This window comes from uncultured Roseovarius sp., from assembly GCF_963972555.1.
Classification (GTDB): domain Bacteria; phylum Pseudomonadota; class Alphaproteobacteria; order Rhodobacterales; family Rhodobacteraceae; genus Roseovarius; species Roseovarius mucosus.
In genome coordinates, this window is record NZ_CAXAUM010000003.1 from 173,486 (window position 1) to 190,262 (window position 16,777).

General features: G+C 61.2%; 13 protein-coding genes and 1 pseudogene. 5 read left to right on the forward strand and 9 right to left on the reverse strand.

Annotation, left to right across the window (positions count from 1 at the left end):
- Positions 1-222: 222 nt before the first annotated feature.
- The 7 genes from AACZ65_RS04265 to hutI all read right to left on the reverse strand — a co-directional run bounded on the left by AACZ65_RS04265 (position 223) and on the right by hutI (position 8,623).
- The gene (locus tag AACZ65_RS04265; protein WP_339668306.1) at positions 223-1,773 is read right to left on the reverse strand and encodes a TRAP transporter large permease subunit; all 1,551 of its coding nucleotides are present in this window, start codon (positions 1,771-1,773) and stop codon (positions 223-225) included.
- Positions 1,770-2,267 (reverse strand): TRAP transporter small permease subunit, encoded by a 498-nt coding sequence (locus tag AACZ65_RS04270; RefSeq protein ID WP_339668308.1) that lies wholly within the window; start codon positions 2,265-2,267, stop codon positions 1,770-1,772. Before AACZ65_RS04270 ends, AACZ65_RS04265 begins: the two co-directional genes overlap by 4 nt.
- Positions 2,268-2,327: 60 nt before the next feature.
- Positions 2,328-3,413: a TRAP transporter substrate-binding protein gene (locus tag AACZ65_RS04275; protein ID WP_339668310.1), complete on the reverse strand. Its 1,086-nt coding sequence runs from the start codon at positions 3,411-3,413 to the stop codon at positions 2,328-2,330.
- Between the two features lie 68 nt (positions 3,414-3,481).
- Complete coding sequence (hutU, locus tag AACZ65_RS04280) at positions 3,482-5,155, reverse strand: urocanate hydratase (protein ID WP_037273959.1); 1,674 nt, start codon at positions 5,153-5,155, stop codon at positions 3,482-3,484.
- A complete protein-coding gene (hutG, locus tag AACZ65_RS04285) occupies positions 5,152-5,937 on the reverse strand; it encodes an N-formylglutamate deformylase (RefSeq protein WP_339668482.1) in 786 nt (261 codons plus the stop codon). The genes hutU and hutG overlap by 4 nt, the downstream gene beginning before the upstream one ends.
- Positions 5,938-5,939: 2 nt before the next feature.
- The gene (hutH, locus tag AACZ65_RS04290; RefSeq protein WP_339668313.1) at positions 5,940-7,466 is read right to left on the reverse strand and encodes a histidine ammonia-lyase; all 1,527 of its coding nucleotides are present in this window, start codon (positions 7,464-7,466) and stop codon (positions 5,940-5,942) included.
- Entirely contained in the window at positions 7,463-8,623 is a 1,161-nt protein-coding gene (gene hutI / locus AACZ65_RS04295) for an imidazolonepropionase (protein ID WP_339668484.1), read from the reverse strand. Before hutI ends, hutH begins: the two co-directional genes overlap by 4 nt.
- Before the next feature lie 114 nt (positions 8,624-8,737).
- Here hutI and AACZ65_RS04300 point away from each other — a divergent pair, with 114 nt between their 5' ends.
- Together AACZ65_RS04300 and AACZ65_RS04305 are read left to right on the forward strand one after the other, a co-directional pair.
- Positions 8,738-10,105, forward strand: a complete 1,368-nt coding sequence (locus tag AACZ65_RS04300) for a formimidoylglutamate deiminase (protein ID WP_339668315.1) — start codon at positions 8,738-8,740, stop codon at positions 10,103-10,105.
- Positions 10,102-10,803, forward strand: a complete 702-nt coding sequence (locus AACZ65_RS04305) for a GntR family transcriptional regulator (protein ID WP_339668317.1) — start codon at positions 10,102-10,104, stop codon at positions 10,801-10,803. Before AACZ65_RS04300 ends, AACZ65_RS04305 begins: the two co-directional genes overlap by 4 nt.
- A gap of 369 nt (positions 10,804-11,172) precedes the next feature.
- Here AACZ65_RS04305 and AACZ65_RS04310 read toward each other — a convergent pair whose 3' ends face one another.
- Positions 11,173-13,359 (reverse strand): molybdopterin cofactor-binding domain-containing protein, encoded by a 2,187-nt coding sequence (locus AACZ65_RS04310; protein WP_339668319.1) that lies wholly within the window; start codon positions 13,357-13,359, stop codon positions 11,173-11,175.
- 82 nt (positions 13,360-13,441) lie between these two features.
- Between AACZ65_RS04310 and AACZ65_RS04315 the strand changes: the two are divergent.
- From AACZ65_RS04315 to dusA, 3 genes and pseudogenes are all read left to right on the forward strand, one after another.
- Positions 13,442-13,837: pseudogene (locus AACZ65_RS04315) on the forward strand (molybdopterin cofactor-binding domain-containing protein); the annotation flags it as partial.
- Positions 13,838-14,202: 365 nt separating this feature from the next.
- Complete coding sequence (locus tag AACZ65_RS04320) at positions 14,203-14,472, forward strand: hypothetical protein (RefSeq protein ID WP_339668320.1); 270 nt, start codon at positions 14,203-14,205, stop codon at positions 14,470-14,472.
- Between the two features lie 362 nt (positions 14,473-14,834).
- Entirely contained in the window at positions 14,835-15,848 is a 1,014-nt protein-coding gene (dusA, locus tag AACZ65_RS04325) for a tRNA dihydrouridine(20/20a) synthase DusA (RefSeq protein ID WP_339668322.1), read from the forward strand.
- Here dusA and AACZ65_RS04330 read toward each other — a convergent pair.
- Entirely contained in the window at positions 15,838-16,728 is an 891-nt protein-coding gene (locus tag AACZ65_RS04330) for a LysR family transcriptional regulator ArgP (protein WP_339668324.1), read from the reverse strand. The two genes, dusA and AACZ65_RS04330, sit on opposite strands and share 11 nt — an antisense overlap.
- Between the last annotated feature and the right edge of the window lie 49 nt (positions 16,729-16,777).

A 16,777-nucleotide genomic window follows, 5' to 3' on the forward strand; every position in this document is an offset into this window, starting at 1 on the left:
GGGCTTTTGTCCGCGGCACATTCTGGCGTCAACCCGAAAGGAATGGCAGCACCCTGGAAGGGCGGGCGACCATCCTGTCGGCCATGTGTCTTGCATCAATGCGATGGCTTATGCCGATCAGCCCAAGAAACGGCTGCCCGCTGCAGCCAAGTAGGAATTTACTGCCGCTCAAGCCACATTGGCTTCAGGTATGTCTCCGCCTGACGCCTAAGCCTTGAGCATCTAGAACAAAAGTGACGGCAGCCATGTGGCCAGGAATGGCATGGCCCAGACCAGTAGAATGCCAACAGCCTGCAACCCGATGAAGGGCACAACGCCGCGATAGATATGGACGGTCGTGATTTCCTTGGGCGCCGCAGCGCGCAGGTAGAACAGCGAGAACCCGAACGGCGGGGTCAGAAAGCTGGTTTGCAGGTTGATCGCCAAGAGCACGCCCAGCCAGATCGGATCATGCCCCATCAGGATCAACGAAGGCGCAACAAGCGGCAGCACGATCACCGAGATCTCGACGAAATCCAAAAAGAAGCCCAGCACGAAGACAAACAGCATCACGAAGAGCAATGCGCCGGTCGGACCACCCGGTAGGTTCTCGAGCATATGGGCCACGCGCTCTTCACCGCCCAGCCCGATGAAGACCAGCGAAAAGAAACCAGCGGCCAGAATGGTGGCAAAGATCATCGATGTCATGGTCAGTGTTGAAGACAGCGCATTATGGATGATTTTCTCGCGCACAGCGGCGCGCAATGCCAGAAGGACAGCGACAAGGCCAACGATGGCCAACAGCGCATAAAAAGCTCCGATCGCCCATTCCAGCGTGCCGTTGTCACTGCGCTGCAGCCGGACGGGATAAACCCCTGCGAGAAGGCCCAGAACCACCAAAGCTGCGGCGCCCAGCAGGATCAGCTTCGGGTTGACCCCGATCTTGCGCCCAGCCATCAGCAGCGCACCGATGGCCCCGACTGAGGCGGCCTCGGTCGGGGTGGCGATCCCGCCAAGAATGGCGCCGAGAACCGCGAAGATCAGCAGAACCGGTGGAACGATCGCGGCAAAAACTTCGTGCCGGTCTGGTTGTGCGAGACCGATGTCCGCCGGGGGCATGTCGTGCGGGCGCAAGGCCCCGCGGATTAGGATGTACAGCAGATAAAGCGTGACAAGCAGAAGCCCCGGGATCATCGCTGCGGCAAAGAACTGTCCGACCGAAAGCGCCTCGACCGAGAATTTCCCTTGTTCGTATTGCGCTTGTTGGAAGGCGTTGGACATGACGTCCGCAAGGATGATCAGCAAGGTTGAGGGGGGGATGATCTGCCCCAGCGTGCCAGCGGTGCACACGATGCCCGCCGACAGCGCAGGATTATAGCCCGCGCGCAGCATCGTGGGCAGGGCAATCATGCCCATCGCGACCACCGTCGCGCCGACGATCCCCGTAGACGCCGCCAACAGCGCCCCGACCAGAACGACAGAAATCCCCAACCCCCCGCGCAATTGCCCAAAGCTGCGGCCCATGGTGTCCAGCAGCTCTTCGGCGATGCGGCTTTTTTCAAGAATGGCCCCCATCAGCACAAAGACGGGAATGGCGATGAGCACGGTGTTGGTCAGCAGACCAAACGCCCGCTGCCCCAATGCCCCCAGCAGAGAGACATCCATGACCCCAAGCATCCACCCCAGATATGCAAAGGCAATAGCCACGCCCGCAATGCCGAACGATACTGGAAAGCCAGACAGGATCGCCACCATGAGGGCGGCGAACATAATGAGGTCAAGATACCCAGTCATGTCGCGCTCTTTTCATGAAAGAGGCGCACCAAGAGCGCCAGTGACTGCAACAGAATCAAGACGCAAAACGCAGGGATCAGGGATTTGAGCAGGAAGACCGCCTCAATCCCGCCGACCGAAATCGGCCCTTCGAGGATTTTCCATGAATTTCGCACGGTCGGCCACGACCAGTAGAGCAGGGTGATCATGGATGGGATCAGCAGAAAGATATGGCCGAATATGTCGATACGGCGCCGCGTGGCGTCCGTGACCTTGGCGTAGAACACATCGACGCGGACGTGTTTGTCCACCAGCAGCGTGAACCCCGCGCCCAGCATGAAGAGCGTTGCGTGCATATACAAAACGCTTTCCTGCGCGGCGATGGAATTAACGCCGAAAACGTAGCGCCCGATGACGATGCAGAATTGCGCCAGAACCATAAGGAGGGCCAGCCACCGGACCACGTCGGCGACAGCTGTGTTCATTCGGTCAATCGCATTGGCAAAGCGCAGCATGGCGGACCCTCTTTTGGCATGGACGTGGTGCCCGACACAGGCCGCGCACCACGGTCTGCATCAGTAACCGAACACGCCTGCGCGGGCATTCATCTGCCCGTTGTCGGCGTAGGGCATGTAACCGCCCACCAGATCGCGGTATGCGATAAAGCTTTCGGTGATCCGCACGACAAGCTCGTCTTCATCGGCCAGATATTCCTGCATGACCTCGTCCGCCGCGACGCCCATGGCTGCAATCACATCATCGGGCAGCTTGCGCAGCTGAACGTTGTGTTCGGACACCAGCGTCTTCAAAGACTGCGCGTGCTTGGTCATGTATTCTGTCCAAACGGGGTTATAGAGGCCCTGACAGGCCTGCGTGACCACCTCCTTGAGGTCATCGGGCAGCTCGGCATAGACATTTGCGTTCACGCCGCATTCCTCCGCTGACGACGGCTCGCCCACGCCGGGCCAGTAGTAGTAAGGCGCGACCTGGTAATAGCCAAGCGCCGAGTCCGTCCACGGTCCAATGAATTCGCCAGCGTCCAGCGCCCCGGTTTGCAGAGCCTGGAACATCGCGGGACCTGACATGGCCTCTGCCGCCATGCCCAGCTTGGTGGCCATCTGCGATGCGATGCCGGTGGTTCGGAACTTGAGACCCTTGAGGTCCTCGACCGAGTTGATCTCGGTCTTGAACCAGCCCGCCCATTGCGGGCCGGAGTTGCCGCACAGGAACGGCTTGATGCCGAAACGGCCATACATTTCGTCATAAAGTGCCTGACCGCCGCCGTGATACATCCAGCCAAACTGTTCATCCGCGCGCAAACCAAAAGGCTGCGAGCCGAACAAAAGGATACCCTTGGACTTGCTGCCCCAATAAGCCGGAACAGCGTGGTAAAGCTCTGCCGTGCCTTCTGCTACGGCATCGAAAACGCCGTTGCCGGGCACGATTTCACCAGCGGCGTAAAGCGTGACGTTGATCCGTCCGCCGGACAGCGTGGTGATACGATCGGCAAGTGTTTGCGCCGCGACACCGGGCCCGGGCAAATTTTTGGGCCATGCCGAGACCAGTTTCCAGTTGCGCACATCCTGCGCGATGGCGGGCGCTGCCAATGTAGTGGCTGCAGCGCCAATACCGGCTGTCGCAATAAATTTCCGTCTATCCATAATGTCGTCTCCTTGTTGGGTTTTCTCTTGGTTGGGTTTTGACCGTCTGACGCAGCCTTCTTGGTTCTTCAGTTCCCCAGAATGCGGGGGAGGCGCAGCCCGTTTTCTCGCGCACAGTCGATCGCCTCTTGATAGCCGGCGTCAGCGTGACGCCAGACGCCGCTGGCCGGATCGTTCCACAGTACGCGTTCGATGCGCTTGGCCGCCTCTGGCGTGCCATCGGCGCAGATCACGACGCCGGAATGCTGGCTGAACCCCATACCAACACCGCCGCCATGGTGGATGGAAACCCAAGTGGCACCTGACGCAGTGTTGACCAGCGCGTTCAGCAACGGCCAATCAGATACGGCGTCAGATCCGTCTTTCATCGCTTCCGTTTCGCGGTTGGGCGAAGCAACTGACCCGCTGTCGAGATGGTCACGACCAATGACGACGGGCGCCTTCAACTCGCCACTTGCCACCATCTCGTTGAACGCAAGGCCCGCACGGTGCCGGTCCCCAAGACCGATCCAGCAGATACGGGCCGGCAGGCCTTGAAATGCGATCCGGTCGCGCGCCATGTCGAGCCAGTTGTGCAGATGGGTGTTGTCGGGGAACAATTCCTTCATCTTCTGGTCGGTCTTGTAGATATCCTCGGGATCACCCGAGAGCGCGGCCCAGCGAAATGGTCCGATGCCACGGCAGAACAGCGGGCGGATATAGGCTGGCACGAAGCCCGGGAAAGCAAAGGCGTTGTCTAACCCTTCCTCAAGCGCCACCTGACGGATATTGTTGCCGTAGTCCAACGTCGGCACACCGGCGTTCCAGAAATCAACCATCGCCGCAACATGGGTTTTCATCGACGCGCGGGCGGCCTTTTCAACCGCCTTGGGGTCGCTTTCGCGCTTGGCCTTCCATTCCGCCATGGTCCAGCCTTGGGGCAGATAGCCGTTTAGCGGGTCATGGGCGCTGGTCTGGTCGGTCACGATATCAGGGCGGATACCGCGGCGGAACAGTTCGGGAAAGACATCAGCGGCATTGCCCAAAAGGCCGACAGATTTGGCCTCTCCGGCTTTGGTCCATCGGTCGATCATCTCCAGCGCTTCGTCCAGCGTGTCAGCGCGTTCGTCGACATATTTGGTGCGCAGGCGGAAATCGATGCTGTCGGGGTTGCACTCAACGGCAAGACAGCAGGCGCCGGCCATCACAGCCGCCAAAGGCTGTGCACCGCCCATGCCGCCCAGACCGCCCGTGAGGATCCACTTGCCTGTCAGATCGCCGCCGTAATGCTGACGGCCTGCCTCAACGAAGGTCTCATAAGTGCCCTGCACGATGCCTTGGGAGCCGATGTAAATCCACGATCCGGCCGTCATCTGACCGTACATGGCCAGACCTTTCTTATCCAACTCGTTGAAGTGATCCCAAGTCGCCCAATGCGGCACAAGGTTTGAATTGGCAATCAGAACGCGCGGCGCGTCTACATGTGTCTTGACGATGGCGATGGGCTTGCCTGATTGCACGACAAGTGTCTCGTCCGCCTCCAGATCGCGCAAGCTGGCGACGATGCAATCATAGTCCGCCCAAGTGCGCGCGGCGCGTCCGATGCCACCGTAAACCACCAGCTCATGCGGGTTCTCGGCGACATCGGGGTGCAGGTTGTTCATCAGCATCCGCAAGGGGGCTTCGGTCTGCCAACTCTTCGCGCTCAGTTCAGTCCCCGTTGCGGGATAGATGTCGCGAGTGTTCTTGCGCGGGTCGCTCATTGAGGCCTCCAGTCAGACAGGGATTCGAGAATGGATGTGAGGTGGCGGCGCAGGCGGTCCACGCGAGAGGGGTCATAACTCCAGGGCGGTGTTTCTGACGCCAGATAGGTGGATTGGGCCAGTTCCATCTGGATGGCATGAATGCCGTCCGCCGGTTGACCGTAGTGCCGCGTGGTCCATCCGCCCTTGAAGCGACCATTGAGGATGGCCGTGTAACCTTTTGCGTTCGAACAAATTTGCATCGTTCGTTCCACAAGTTCGGGGGTGCAGGTGGCACCGTTGTTGGTGCCGATGTTGAAGTCCGGCAATGTGCCGTCAAACAAAAACGGAATATGCGACCGGATCGAGTGGCAGTCGTATAGGATCGCAAAACCATGGATCGCTTTCACGCGCTCCAGCTCGGCGGCCAGAGCGGCATGATAAGGGGCGTGATAGGCGATGCGTCTGCGTTCGACTTCCGTGTCGTCGGGCTCTTCGCCCGAGGGGTAGATCGGCACGCCGTCGAAATCGGTCGTCGGGCAAAGGCCGGTGGTGTTTTGGCCGGGGTAAAGGCTTGCGCCCGAAGGGTCGCGGTTCACGTCAATCACATAGCGATGCACGGGCGTGCGCACATAGGTCACATCCACCACGAGACCATCATAAAGCTGGTGAATATGCCAGTCGGTATCGGCCATGGCTCGGCCCGTGTCGTTCAGGCGGGCAAGGCAATCGTCGGGAATATCGGTGCCGGTATGGGGCAGGCCAAGAACCAAGGGGCTATCGCCTTGGGTGATGTCGATCAGGCTCATAGTGACATTTCCAGGCCAGAGGCCGCTGCAAGGCTATCGTTGCTGATACAGTCCGCCGCAGCCCGCAGGTCGGGGGCCAGATAGCGATCTTTCTGCAAGGTCGGGACAACCGTGCGCAGGTGGGCCATCGCCGCCTGTAAGGGCCGCGACGTGACAAGAGGCGCGCGTTGTTCAATCCCTTGGGCGGCGCAGATCGCCTCGATCCCAAGAATGCCGTTCAGGTTTGCGGTCATCCGCCGCAAGCGGCGTGCGCCATGGGCGGCCATGCTGACGTGATCTTCCTGGTTGGCTGATGTCGGCGTGCTGTCGGTCGAGCAGGGATTCGCCAAGTGCTTGTTTTCGCTCATCAAGGCGGCGGTGGTCACTTCGGCGATCATCAGGCCCGAATTCAGCCCTGGTTCTGGCGTCAGGAAGGGCGGCAGATCAAATGACAAGGTCGGATCCACCATCAAGGCAACACGCCGCTGCGCGATGGCCCCGATCTCGGCAAGAGCCAGCGCAATCTGATCGGCGGCAAAGGCGACGGGTTCCGCATGAAAGTTGCCGCCCGACAGAATTTCACCCGTCTCGGCAATGACGAGTGGGTTGTCAGTGACTGCGTTCGCCTCGATCTCCAAAGTCCGCCCAGCAAAGCGCAACAAATCGATGGCCGCGCCCGTCACCTGCGGCTGGCACCGAATGCAATAGGGGTCCTGGACGCGGGTGTCGCCGTCCCGGTGGCTTTCCCGGATCACGCTGCCGTCCAGCAGGCGAGTCATTGCCGCTGCGACGTCAATCTGGCCTTGATGGCCGCGCAGGCTGTGAATGGCGGGATTAAGGGGTGCGGTGGAGCCCATTATCGCATCTGTTGAAAGCGCCGATGTCACGACTGCAGCCCGTGCCGCGCGCCAGCCCTCAAACAACCCAGCCAAGGCGAGGGCCGTCGAAAACTGCGTGCCGTTGATCAATGCGAGGCCCTCTTTCGGGCCAAGCACCACCGGCGCCAGCCCAGCTTTGGTCAGCGCCGCGCCGCCGTCCATCGTCTGGCCTTCATACGTCGCTTCGCCCATCCCGATCATCACGGCCGCCATATGCGCCAGCGGCGCCAGATCGCCCGAAGCCCCGACCGAGCCCTGCACGGGGATCACCGGCATGACGTTGCGCGCGAGCATCGCCTCTATCAATGCGCAGATGTCCCACCGCACGCCAGAGGCACCGCGTCCCAATGAAAGCAGCTTCAGCGCCATCATCAGGCGGGTTGTCTCTGGCTCCAGCGCATCACCGACCCCGCAGCAATGCGACAGGATCAGATTGCGTTGCAGGGTTTCCGTGTCTTCGGGCGCAATGCGGACGGAGGCGAGTTTGCCGAAGCCCGTGTTGATCCCGTAAACGGGCGTGTCGCCACTTGCCGCCAGCGCGACAGTACGGGCGGATGCCTCGACCGCACCGCGTGCTGTGGGGTCAAGTCGCACGGGGCCTTGCCCGCGCCAGATCGTTTCCAGGTCTGCCAGTGTTGCCCCGCCCGGGCGTAGGGTCAGAGTCATTCAGCACCTCCAAAGATGCGTGTGTGTAGTGGGTTGATCCCGATGCCATAGGACAGTTCCGCCGGATCGCTGACGTTCCAGATCGCCAGATCGGCGCGCATGCCCGGCGCGATGACGCCGCAATCGGTCAAGCCAAGGGCGCGTGCCGCGTTTCGCGTCGTGCCCGCGAGCGCCTCGGCAGGGGTCATCCGGAACAGGGTGCAGGCCATGTTCATCGCCAGCAGGATCGAACCCAAGGGCGACGATCCGGGGTTCCAATCGGTGCCGACGGCCATCGGCACAGCATGGTCGCGAAAGGCCTGGACGGGCGGCGCTTGGGTTTCGTGAATGGTGTAAAACGCGCCGGGCAATAGCACGGCCACGGTGCCGCTGGCGGCCAATGCGGCGGCATCTGCGGGGGTGGCGTATTCCACGTGATCGGCGGACAATGCACCGAATTTCGCCGCGAGCGCTGTGCCGCCGATGTGGCTGAGCTGTTCGGCGTGCAGTTTGACGGGCAAGCCTAACGTGCGCGCTTTGTCGAACACCCGCGCGATTTGCCTGGTGTCAAAGGCGATACCTTCGCAGAACCCGTCCACCGCGTCGACCAGCCCTGCCGCATGGGCGGCCTCAAGCGTCGGCACGCAGACGGTGTCAATATAGGTGTCAGCATCCATCCCCTTTGGCACTGCGTGCGCGCCCAGAAAGCTGGTTACGATGCGAACAGGGCGCTGTTTACCAAGGGCGCGTGCAACACGCAGCATCTTGAGTTCGGTTTCCGTGTCCAGCCCATAGCCGGACTTGACCTCGATCACGCTGACGCCTTGGGCAATCAGGGCATCGACGCGGGGCAGCGCGCTTGCCAGCAGGTCAGCCTCAGAGGCATCCCGTGTCGCACCAACGGTTGAGACGATACCGCCACCCGCGCGTGCGACCTCCTCGTAGCTGGCCCCTTTCAGGCGCATCTCGAATTCCCGCGCGCGATTGCCGCCGTGAACGATATGCGTGTGGCAATCAATCAGCGCAGGCGTGACAAGGCGCCCGTCAAAAGACCGCAGGTCAAGATCCGCGTAGTCGGGTGGTAATTCGGACGCCGGACCAACCCACGCAATCTGCCCGTCAGACACGGCAATCGCCGCTTCCCGGACTAGGCCATAGTCACCTGCCAGGGGTGCCATCGTGGCAGCGGTGATGTCAGTGAGGATATAGGAACGAGACATCAAGATTCCTTGCTAAAAAGCGTACTTAATATTAATATGTAACTACTTAATTTTGTCAACGGAGTTGTTTCTGTGCAAATCATCCACGCAAAACAGGTGCTTACCCCACAAGGTTGGCAAGATGATCTTGAGATCACGATCGATGCGAATGGTCGAATCGCACATGTCGGGATGCAACGCCAAGCGCCAACCGACCGCGTGTCTTTGTTATTGCCCGCGCCGTTGAACCTGCACAGCCACGCCTTTCAACGCGCCATGGCAGGCCTGACCGAAGCGCGCGGTCCTGACCCCAGGGACAGTTTCTGGAGTTGGCGGCGGCTGATGTACAAATTCCTTGACCAACTCACGCCCGACCACGTCCAAGCCATCGCCGCGCTGGTGTTCATGGAGATGCTGGAGGCTGGGTATGGCGCGGTGGCCGAGTTTCACTATCTGCACCATGATGTCGGTGGAGTGCCCTACACCAACCTTGCTGAAATGTCGCACAGGATCACTGCCGCGGCTGAGCAGGCCGGTATCGGTCTGACGCTTCTGCCGGTTCACTACCAATTCGGTGGTTGCGATCTGCGGGCTTTGAATGGCGGGCAAAGGCGGTTTGGAAATGACCCCGAACGGTTCTTGCGCCTTCATCAAGATGCCGTGGCTGCTGTTGCCGCCGGTCCGGCAGACTTCGCCGTCGGCATTGCCCCCCATTCGCTGCGTGCGGTTGATCCCGACGGCTTGGCCACGATCCTTGAACAGGCCACATGCGGCCCAATCCACATGCATCTTGCCGAACAGGTTGCCGAAGTCGATGAGGTGCTCGCCCATCTTCGTGCCCGACCCACCGAATGGTTGCTGGCCAATCATAATGTAGATGCGCGCTGGTGTCTGATCCATTGCACGCAGATGACGCAAGCTGAAACCATCGCCCTCGCCGCGAGCGGTGCGGTGGCAGGTCTGTGCCCCTTGACGGAATCAAACCTCGGCGACGGTATCTTCAACGGGACGGCTTACCTCGGGCAGGGCGGTACGATCGGCTTTGGCTCGGACTCAAACGTACACATCACACTGTTCGAAGAACTCAAGACGCTGGAGTATTCCCAACGCTTGCGCGATCTGTCGCGGGCGGCACTGGCGACGCAGGACCGTTCAACCGGGCGCGTTCTGTTCGAGTCGGCGGCCAAGGGAGGCGCGCAGGCGGGCGGGCGGCACTGCGGTGTGATCGAAGCAGGTTTCTGGGCCGACTTGCTGGGGCTTGATGACGACAATCAATGGCTCTGCAACCGGCAGCGTGATGCGAGCATCGACAGCCTGATATTTGGCGGTGGCGGGCAGGCGTGTATCTCGGATGTCTGGAGCGCGGGACGACATGTGGTCCAGCAAGGTCGTCATTTCCGGCGGGACGCGATACTCAACACCTTCAAGACAACGATGAGTCAGCTGGAGACCAACATTTGAACGGGCAAACGCGCCTTTCCTGGACTGATGTGCGTGATGAAATCCGAGCGCGGATTCTCAGCCGTACTTATGCCCCTGGTGACAAGTTGCCCCGCGACGAAGACATCGCGATCGAGCTTGGCTGCGCGCGCACGACGGTCCATCGCGCCATGCAAGACCTGTCGCAGATCGGTTTGGTCGAGCGGAAGCGCAAAGGCGGCACGCATGTGATGACCGATCCGGTCACGCGCGCAACCTTTGACATTCCGATCACCCGTCGCGAGGTGGAACAGCGCGGCAGCAAATATGGATACCAATTGATCAGCAGCACATTGGATGACACGCCGATGCCAGTCATGGCGCGGTTTGGGATCCATAAACCCAGCCAGATGCTGCATGTCAAAGCGCTGCATCTGGCGGATAATCGCCCCTATATCTTTGAGGACCGTTGGGTGGATACCCGATCGACCCCCGATATTCTGAACGTTGATCTGGAGGTTGAAAGCGCGAACGAATGGCTTGTGCGTAACAAGCCCTACAGCCGCGTTGACGTACGGTTCTACGCAATGAATGCCCAAGGCGAAAGCGCCAAATACTTGTCCACGACCGCTGGCACTGCGTTACTTGTAATCGAGCGGACGACATGGATCGGACAAGATCCAATCACGTCTGTACAAGCTGTGGCAGCGCCAGGGTATCAGCTGACAGCGCTGAACTGACCAAGCAAACCCGCGGATCCGGTTCTTTTAAGCAATGAAGATGCACGTTCTCCCTTGAAGGTGAATGCCACCGACTTGAAATCAGCAGCACCTAAATGCAAAGACACCGACCTTCGCCGCTGCGCGCCTGACTTCACCCTCCTGGGTTGGACTGTCCCAATTGGTGTGCAGTATGTCTGCTACAATACGGGCGCGAAAATCGGATCGTGGACCATAGGAGAGCTAAGAACGCCCACCAACGCAACCACCGAGGCCGCGCTGTTATTTTCTGCGCTTATGATGGATGGTGGATAGTTTGACGAAATATTAATTGGTTGTGGGGTGCCGCGTGCAGTTCCGTCCGTGCTCAAATTATTGACATAGTCGTGGTCAAGCCCTGATCATTGGCAGACGACGCGGTGTCTCTCCAGTGAATGACCGCCAGGCATTCGCCACGGCAGGTGCGATTGGCGGTGTGCCGATCTCGCCAACACCCGTCGGTATGTCGGTGCTGGGTCGTATATCCACGATGATTTGTGGCATGTCCTCCAAACCCAGCACGCGATAACTGTCGTAGTTGCGTTCTCGCACGGTGCCGCCTGGCTCCAGCGTCAACCGCTCATAAAGTGCAGCACTCAGGCCAAAGCCTATTCCCCCCTCAATCTGCGCGCGAATGATGTCTGGGGTCACGGCAACACCGCAATCCACCGCACACCAGACGCGGGTGACATGGGGTGCGCCATCACGGTTCTCGACCTCGGCAATCTGCGCCACGTAGCTGCCGAAGGATTTGTGCAACGCCACGCCAAGACGGCGATCGCCGTTGCCCGGACCGCTCCATGCCGCCATGTCCGCCACACGTTCCAGCACGGCACGGTCCCGTGCGCGATCCGGTGTGATCAACTCCAGTCGTCCCTGTACGGCATCGCGCCCGGCGGCTGCCAGTAATTCATCCAGAAAGGTCTCTGTCGCATAGGCTGTATGGGTGTGCCCCACTGCGCGCCACCAAAGCACCGGGATCGGATTGATCATCTGCGCCCAGGATACTCTGCGCCGAGGCAGCCCATAAGGCAGATCGACGGAGCCCTCCACGGCCATTCGGTCCACGCCGTCGTTCATGACGGCCTGTTCGAAAATCGTGCCAAAAGCAATCGACTGGTTGACGATCGTGTTGTCCCATCCTGTGATGTTCCCGTCCGTGTCAAGGCCCGCACGAAGGCGGTGAACGGTCAGAGGGCGATAGTACCCTTGGGTCATATCATCCTCGCGGGTCCATTGGAGTTTGTAGGCACCAGGCCCCCCTGCCGCCGCGACTGCGGCAAGCTCGGCCTCGAATTGACCGCTGGCTGTTGCGCGGCGACCGAAACTTCCGCCCGCATACATCGTGTGAACCGACACAGCATCTTCCGCCACTCCAAGAGCCGCAGAAAACACAGGACCAGCGACAGTCGGGATCTGGATCGCCGACCAGATTTCGGCGCGCTCAGGTGTCCATTCAACGACACCATCCAACGGCTCCATCGCGGCATGTGCGAGGTAGGGAAAGACGTATTCCGCCTCAAAGGTCTGCGCGGACTCGCTCAGGGCCGCCTCCACATCGCCGGTTTCCTCCGAGACGGTGGCGGGTGCGCGGGCCGCGGCGATAAACTCCGCCTCTATTCCTTCGGATGACCGCGTCTCGGCGGCGCTTTCGTCCCATGCCGCAACCAACGCCTCGCGACCGCGCAGGGCAGAATAGGTATCCACAGCGTAAACGGCGATGCCCGAGGGTATTGCGCGCACGGCAAGCACACCTGACACATCCAGGGCCTCTACCGGATCGAACGATGCGACTTTCGCTCCGAACTTCGGCGGATGCAGTACCGCAACCACCTGCATTTCGTCGTGCATTACGTCGATGGTAAAGGTGGCCAACCCCCGCGCCTTTTCCACCGCATCAAGCCGCGTGATTCCTTCGGCGCCGATTAGGGTGAAATCAGCGGGATTTTTCAGCGTCACATTCTGCGGCATCTCCAGGCCAGCGGCGCGCTCGGCAAGCGCCCCAAAGCCGCTGCTCATCCCGGACGCCGCGTGACGAACCACACCGGCCGTCACGGTGATCTCACCCGCAGGCACGGACCAGAGCCGTGCTGCGGCCTCGACCAGCAAGGCGCGCGCCGTAGCGCCGGTTCGGCGCATGGTCATGTAACTGTTGGCAAGGCCCGTGGAACTACCGGTGCTTTGAACACCTCCGAGGGCCGGATTCCAATAGAGAAGGGGATTGTTGGGGGCCTGTTCTGCCCGCATCTGATCCCAGTCGGCGTCCATTTCTTCGGCGGCCAACAGGGTAAGGGCGGTGTTTGCCCCTTGCCCCACCTCAATATGCTTGATCAGGACCGTGACGGTATCGTCCGGCGCGACCCTGATAAAGGCATTCGGTGCAAATGCTCCCGATCCGTCCACCAGCGCCTGGGCTCTACCCTTGACCGGGAGGGCGAGGGTGATGACCAACCCGGTCGACCCTGCGAGAAAATCGAGCCGCGAGGATACAGGCGCCGATTGGGTTTGCGGGGTTTTGACGGTTGAGATCGGGTACATGCCTCAAGCCTCCAAAGCGTCGGATGCGGCGCGCACGCCCTTGCGGATGCGGGCATATGTGGCGCACCTGCAGATGTTGCCGCCCATGGCCGAGGTGATCGACGTCACCATGACAGATCGCGGCATCCGCATCGACGAGGTCTGGATCGCCGCCGATTGCGGCACGGTATTCGACCCGGTGAACGCCGAGGCGCAACTGACCGGCGCCGCGATCTTTGGCCTTGGCCATGCCATGAACTGCGAACTGACCTACGAGGACCACGCGTTCCAACAGACCAATTTCCATGCGCTTGAGGGGATGCGCCTGTATCAGACCCCGGTTTTCCACTCCCGGCTCCTTGGGCAGGCTGAGCGGGTGAGGGGGCTGGGAGAGCCTGCAACGGCCCCCGCCGCACCCGCCCTCGCCGATGCCATCTTCGCCGCGACAGGCCAGCGCCTGCGCGAGATGCCGTTCAACAAGTCCATCGATTTTGTCTGAGGTCGCCATGCGCCGTTTCCCGATCTTCGCCATGGGCCTCATGGCCACCACGGTCGCCCTCGCGCAGGAGGGCCCTCATCTCGATCTCTCTGGATTGCCGGCGGCCGGGACGGTCTCGGCCTCCGACGGACTGCTGGCCTGGGACCGGATCCACGATGTGCTGACCCATCCGCGCTGCCTGAATTGCCACGTGGGTGCCGATAACATCCCGCTTTGGGGCACGACCCGCGACCCCGACCAGATCCATGGCATGTCGATAAACGCCGGTGACAGTCGGATCGGGGCCCAGGGTCTGTCCTGCAACGCCTGCCACCAGATCAGCCACGCGCCCCAACGCGCCCCCCCACGCGCCCCCGCACACGGGCATGGACTGGCGCCTCGCGCCGGTCGAGTTTCAGTGGACCGACCGCACCAGCGCCGAGATCTGTGCCCAGTTGCGCGACCCTGACCGCAATGGCGGACGCGACGGGGCGGGTCTCATCGAACACATCCGGCATGATGCCGGGCTGATCGGCTTCATCACCTGGAGCTTCGCGCCGGGTGCCGGTCGCGAGCCTGCCCCGGGCAGTCTGCAGGCCCATCTTGAAGACATGACCGCCTGGACAGCCGCGGGCATGCCGTGCCCACAAGGATGATTTTCGTGAAGACAATAGACCTGTCTTGATCTGCGGCAGAATGGCGTGAACGGCCCAAATCCATCCCAAGGGATTGCCCACAAATAATACTCAGCACTGGGCACATTAGCTGGGGGCGCATAGGCGTTCCCGACCCGGACGCTCCCGAGGCAATTGCCGGGTCTCGTTGGTGTGTAAACGTAGACCACGGAGGATCGGAAAAACCACCGGAGCTCCGCAGTTCGCGGTCCAGGTGAACGCACCTCCCGAACGTCGCCGTTTGCCTGTCTTTATACGGGGCAGGGTGGCACTACGCTTATCGTGAGCGTATGGTGTATGAAGTGGGTCCGTTCAAAAAGTTTCGGACCCAAGGAGATCGCAGAATGCCCCTGAACGCAGCCACCGAGGCCGCGCGGTTTTCTACTGCGCCGATGATGGACTGGACCGACCGGCATTGCCGTTACCTCCATCGGCGGCTCAGTCGGCATGTCTTGCTCTATACCGAGATGGTGACGGCGCCTGCTTTGGTGCGGGGTAATGCGTTGCATTTGTTGGACTTTTCTGTCGAGGAGCATCCGGTCGCCTTGCAACTGGGGGGATCGGACCCTGCGGAGTTGGCGCTGGCGGCGCGGATGGGGGCAGAGGCGGGCTATGCCGAAATCAACCTCAACTGTGGCTGTCCGTCGGACCGCGTGCAGTCGGGGCGGTTCGGGGCGATCCTGATGACCGAGCCGGCGCTTGTGGCCGAGTGTTGCGCCGCCATGATTGCCGCGCAACCTGTTGAAGTTACGGTAAAATGCCGAATCGGGGTGGATGACCAGAACCCCGGGGAAGTGTTGCCGGAGTTCTTGGCACGGATCATCGCGGCGGGCGTGCAGCGGGTGCAGATCCATGCGCGCAAGGCCTGGCTTGACGGTCTGAGCCCGAAGGAAAACCGCGACATTCCGCCCTTGGATTATGATTTGGTGCAGCGGATGAAGATGCTTTTCCCCAATCTGCACATCTCGATCAACGGTGGAATTACATCGCTTGATCAAGCGGTTAGCCTGCTCGATCAGGGGTTGGACGGGGTGATGGTCGGGCGCGCGGCCTATCATCAACCGGCGGATATTCTTTGTGCGGCGGACCGGCGGATTTACGGGGCCACCGGGCCGGATACCACAGCAGAAGGGGCCGTGCGGGACATGCTGCCCTATATCGAGGCGCATCTCGCAAGCGGTGGGCGGTTGCACCAGATCACGCGGCATATGTTGGGGCTTTTTGCCGGAAAACCGGGTGCGCGGGCATGGCGGCGGCACCTGTCAGAAGGCGCGACGCGGCCCGGTGCAGGGCCGGAGCTGGTCGAGCGGGCCTTGGGCGAGGTTACAGACCTTACGGAATACCCCTCTATTTTGTAAGGTCGCGCAGCCCCAGCCTCGCCCCACGGCGCAGCGCGCGGGTGAGCGGGGCGAGCGCCCCGCCCAGAAGCCGGGTCCATTGCCAATAGAGCGGCGTATCAAAAGGGCAATCGGCGCGCAGGAGGCAGAGCGTGCCACGCGCCAAATCATCCTGCAAGAGCGCCTCGGGGGCCATGCCCCAGCCCATGCCAAGCCGCGCGGCGGTCACGAACCCCTCGGACGATGGCAAGCGGTGACAGGGCGGCGAGAGTGTGGCCCCGGTCGCCTGCGTGATCCAACGATGCTGTAACTGATCGTTCATATTGAATTGCAGCATCGGTGCGGTTGCAAGACTGTCCGACGTGACCCCGTCGGCAAAATTCCGGGCCATGAATTCGGGGCTGGCGATGGCCTGATAGCGCAGCGCTCCGAGCGGCGTCACATCACAGCCGGGCAGGGGGCTGGCGCGGGTGGTCAGCGCGCCCAGAACCTCGCCGCGCAAGAGCCGGTCGTGCGACACATCCTGATCGTCGATCACCAGATCGAAGAGATGACCGGGCAGGCTGGCCAAGGCCGCAGGCAGCCACGTGGCGAGGCTGTCTGCATTGACGGCGAGGCGCAGCCGGGTTTGCGGTGCAGGGGCAAGCCCTGTGAGATCTTCGCGAAGCCGGGTTTCAAGCAGGGCAATCTGATCGGCATGGGCGGCAAGGCGTTGGCCCACGGGGGTTGCCGTGCACGGCGTCGTGCGATGCACGAGCTGCGCGCCGACGCGGGCCTCAAGCGCCTTGAGCCGCTGCGAGATGGCCGATTGCGTGAGGCCAAGCACCTGTGCCGCGCCCTCGAAACTGCCGGTTTGCAGGATGGCCGAGAGGGTGGCGAGGTGATCGGGGGGCAGCGACATTAAGAAATCTAATTCCGAATAAGCATATTAAATTTGAGTAATGATATGC

What these genes read in the sequence shown, in the direction of transcription:
- AACZ65_RS04265 (WP_339668306.1), bottom strand. Translation starts at nt 1,773, where the DNA reads ATGACTGGGTATCTTGACCTCATTATGTTCGCCGCCCTCATGGTGGCG.
- AACZ65_RS04270 (WP_339668308.1), bottom strand. Translation starts at nt 2,267, where the DNA reads ATGCTGCGCTTTGCCAATGCGATTGACCGAATGAACACAGCTGTCGCC.
- AACZ65_RS04275 (WP_339668310.1), bottom strand. Translation starts at nt 3,413, where the DNA reads ATGGATAGACGGAAATTTATTGCGACAGCCGGTATTGGCGCTGCAGCC.
- hutU (WP_037273959.1), bottom strand. Translation starts at nt 5,155, where the DNA reads ATGAGCGACCCGCGCAAGAACACTCGCGACATCTATCCCGCAACGGGG.
- hutH (WP_339668313.1), bottom strand. Translation starts at nt 7,466, where the DNA reads ATGACTCTGACCCTACGCCCGGGCGGGGCAACACTGGCAGACCTGGAA.
- hutI (WP_339668484.1), bottom strand. Translation starts at nt 8,623, where the DNA reads ATGGCACCCCTGGCAGGTGACTATGGCCTAGTCCGGGAAGCGGCGATT.
- AACZ65_RS04310 (WP_339668319.1), bottom strand. Translation starts at nt 13,359, where the DNA reads ATGTACCCGATCTCAACCGTCAAAACCCCGCAAACCCAATCGGCGCCT.
- AACZ65_RS04320 (WP_339668320.1), top strand. Translation starts at nt 14,203, where the DNA reads ATGGACTGGCGCCTCGCGCCGGTCGAGTTTCAGTGGACCGACCGCACC.
- dusA (WP_339668322.1), top strand. Translation starts at nt 14,835, where the DNA reads ATGCCCCTGAACGCAGCCACCGAGGCCGCGCGGTTTTCTACTGCGCCG.
- AACZ65_RS04330 (WP_339668324.1), bottom strand. Translation starts at nt 16,728, where the DNA reads ATGTCGCTGCCCCCCGATCACCTCGCCACCCTCTCGGCCATCCTGCAA.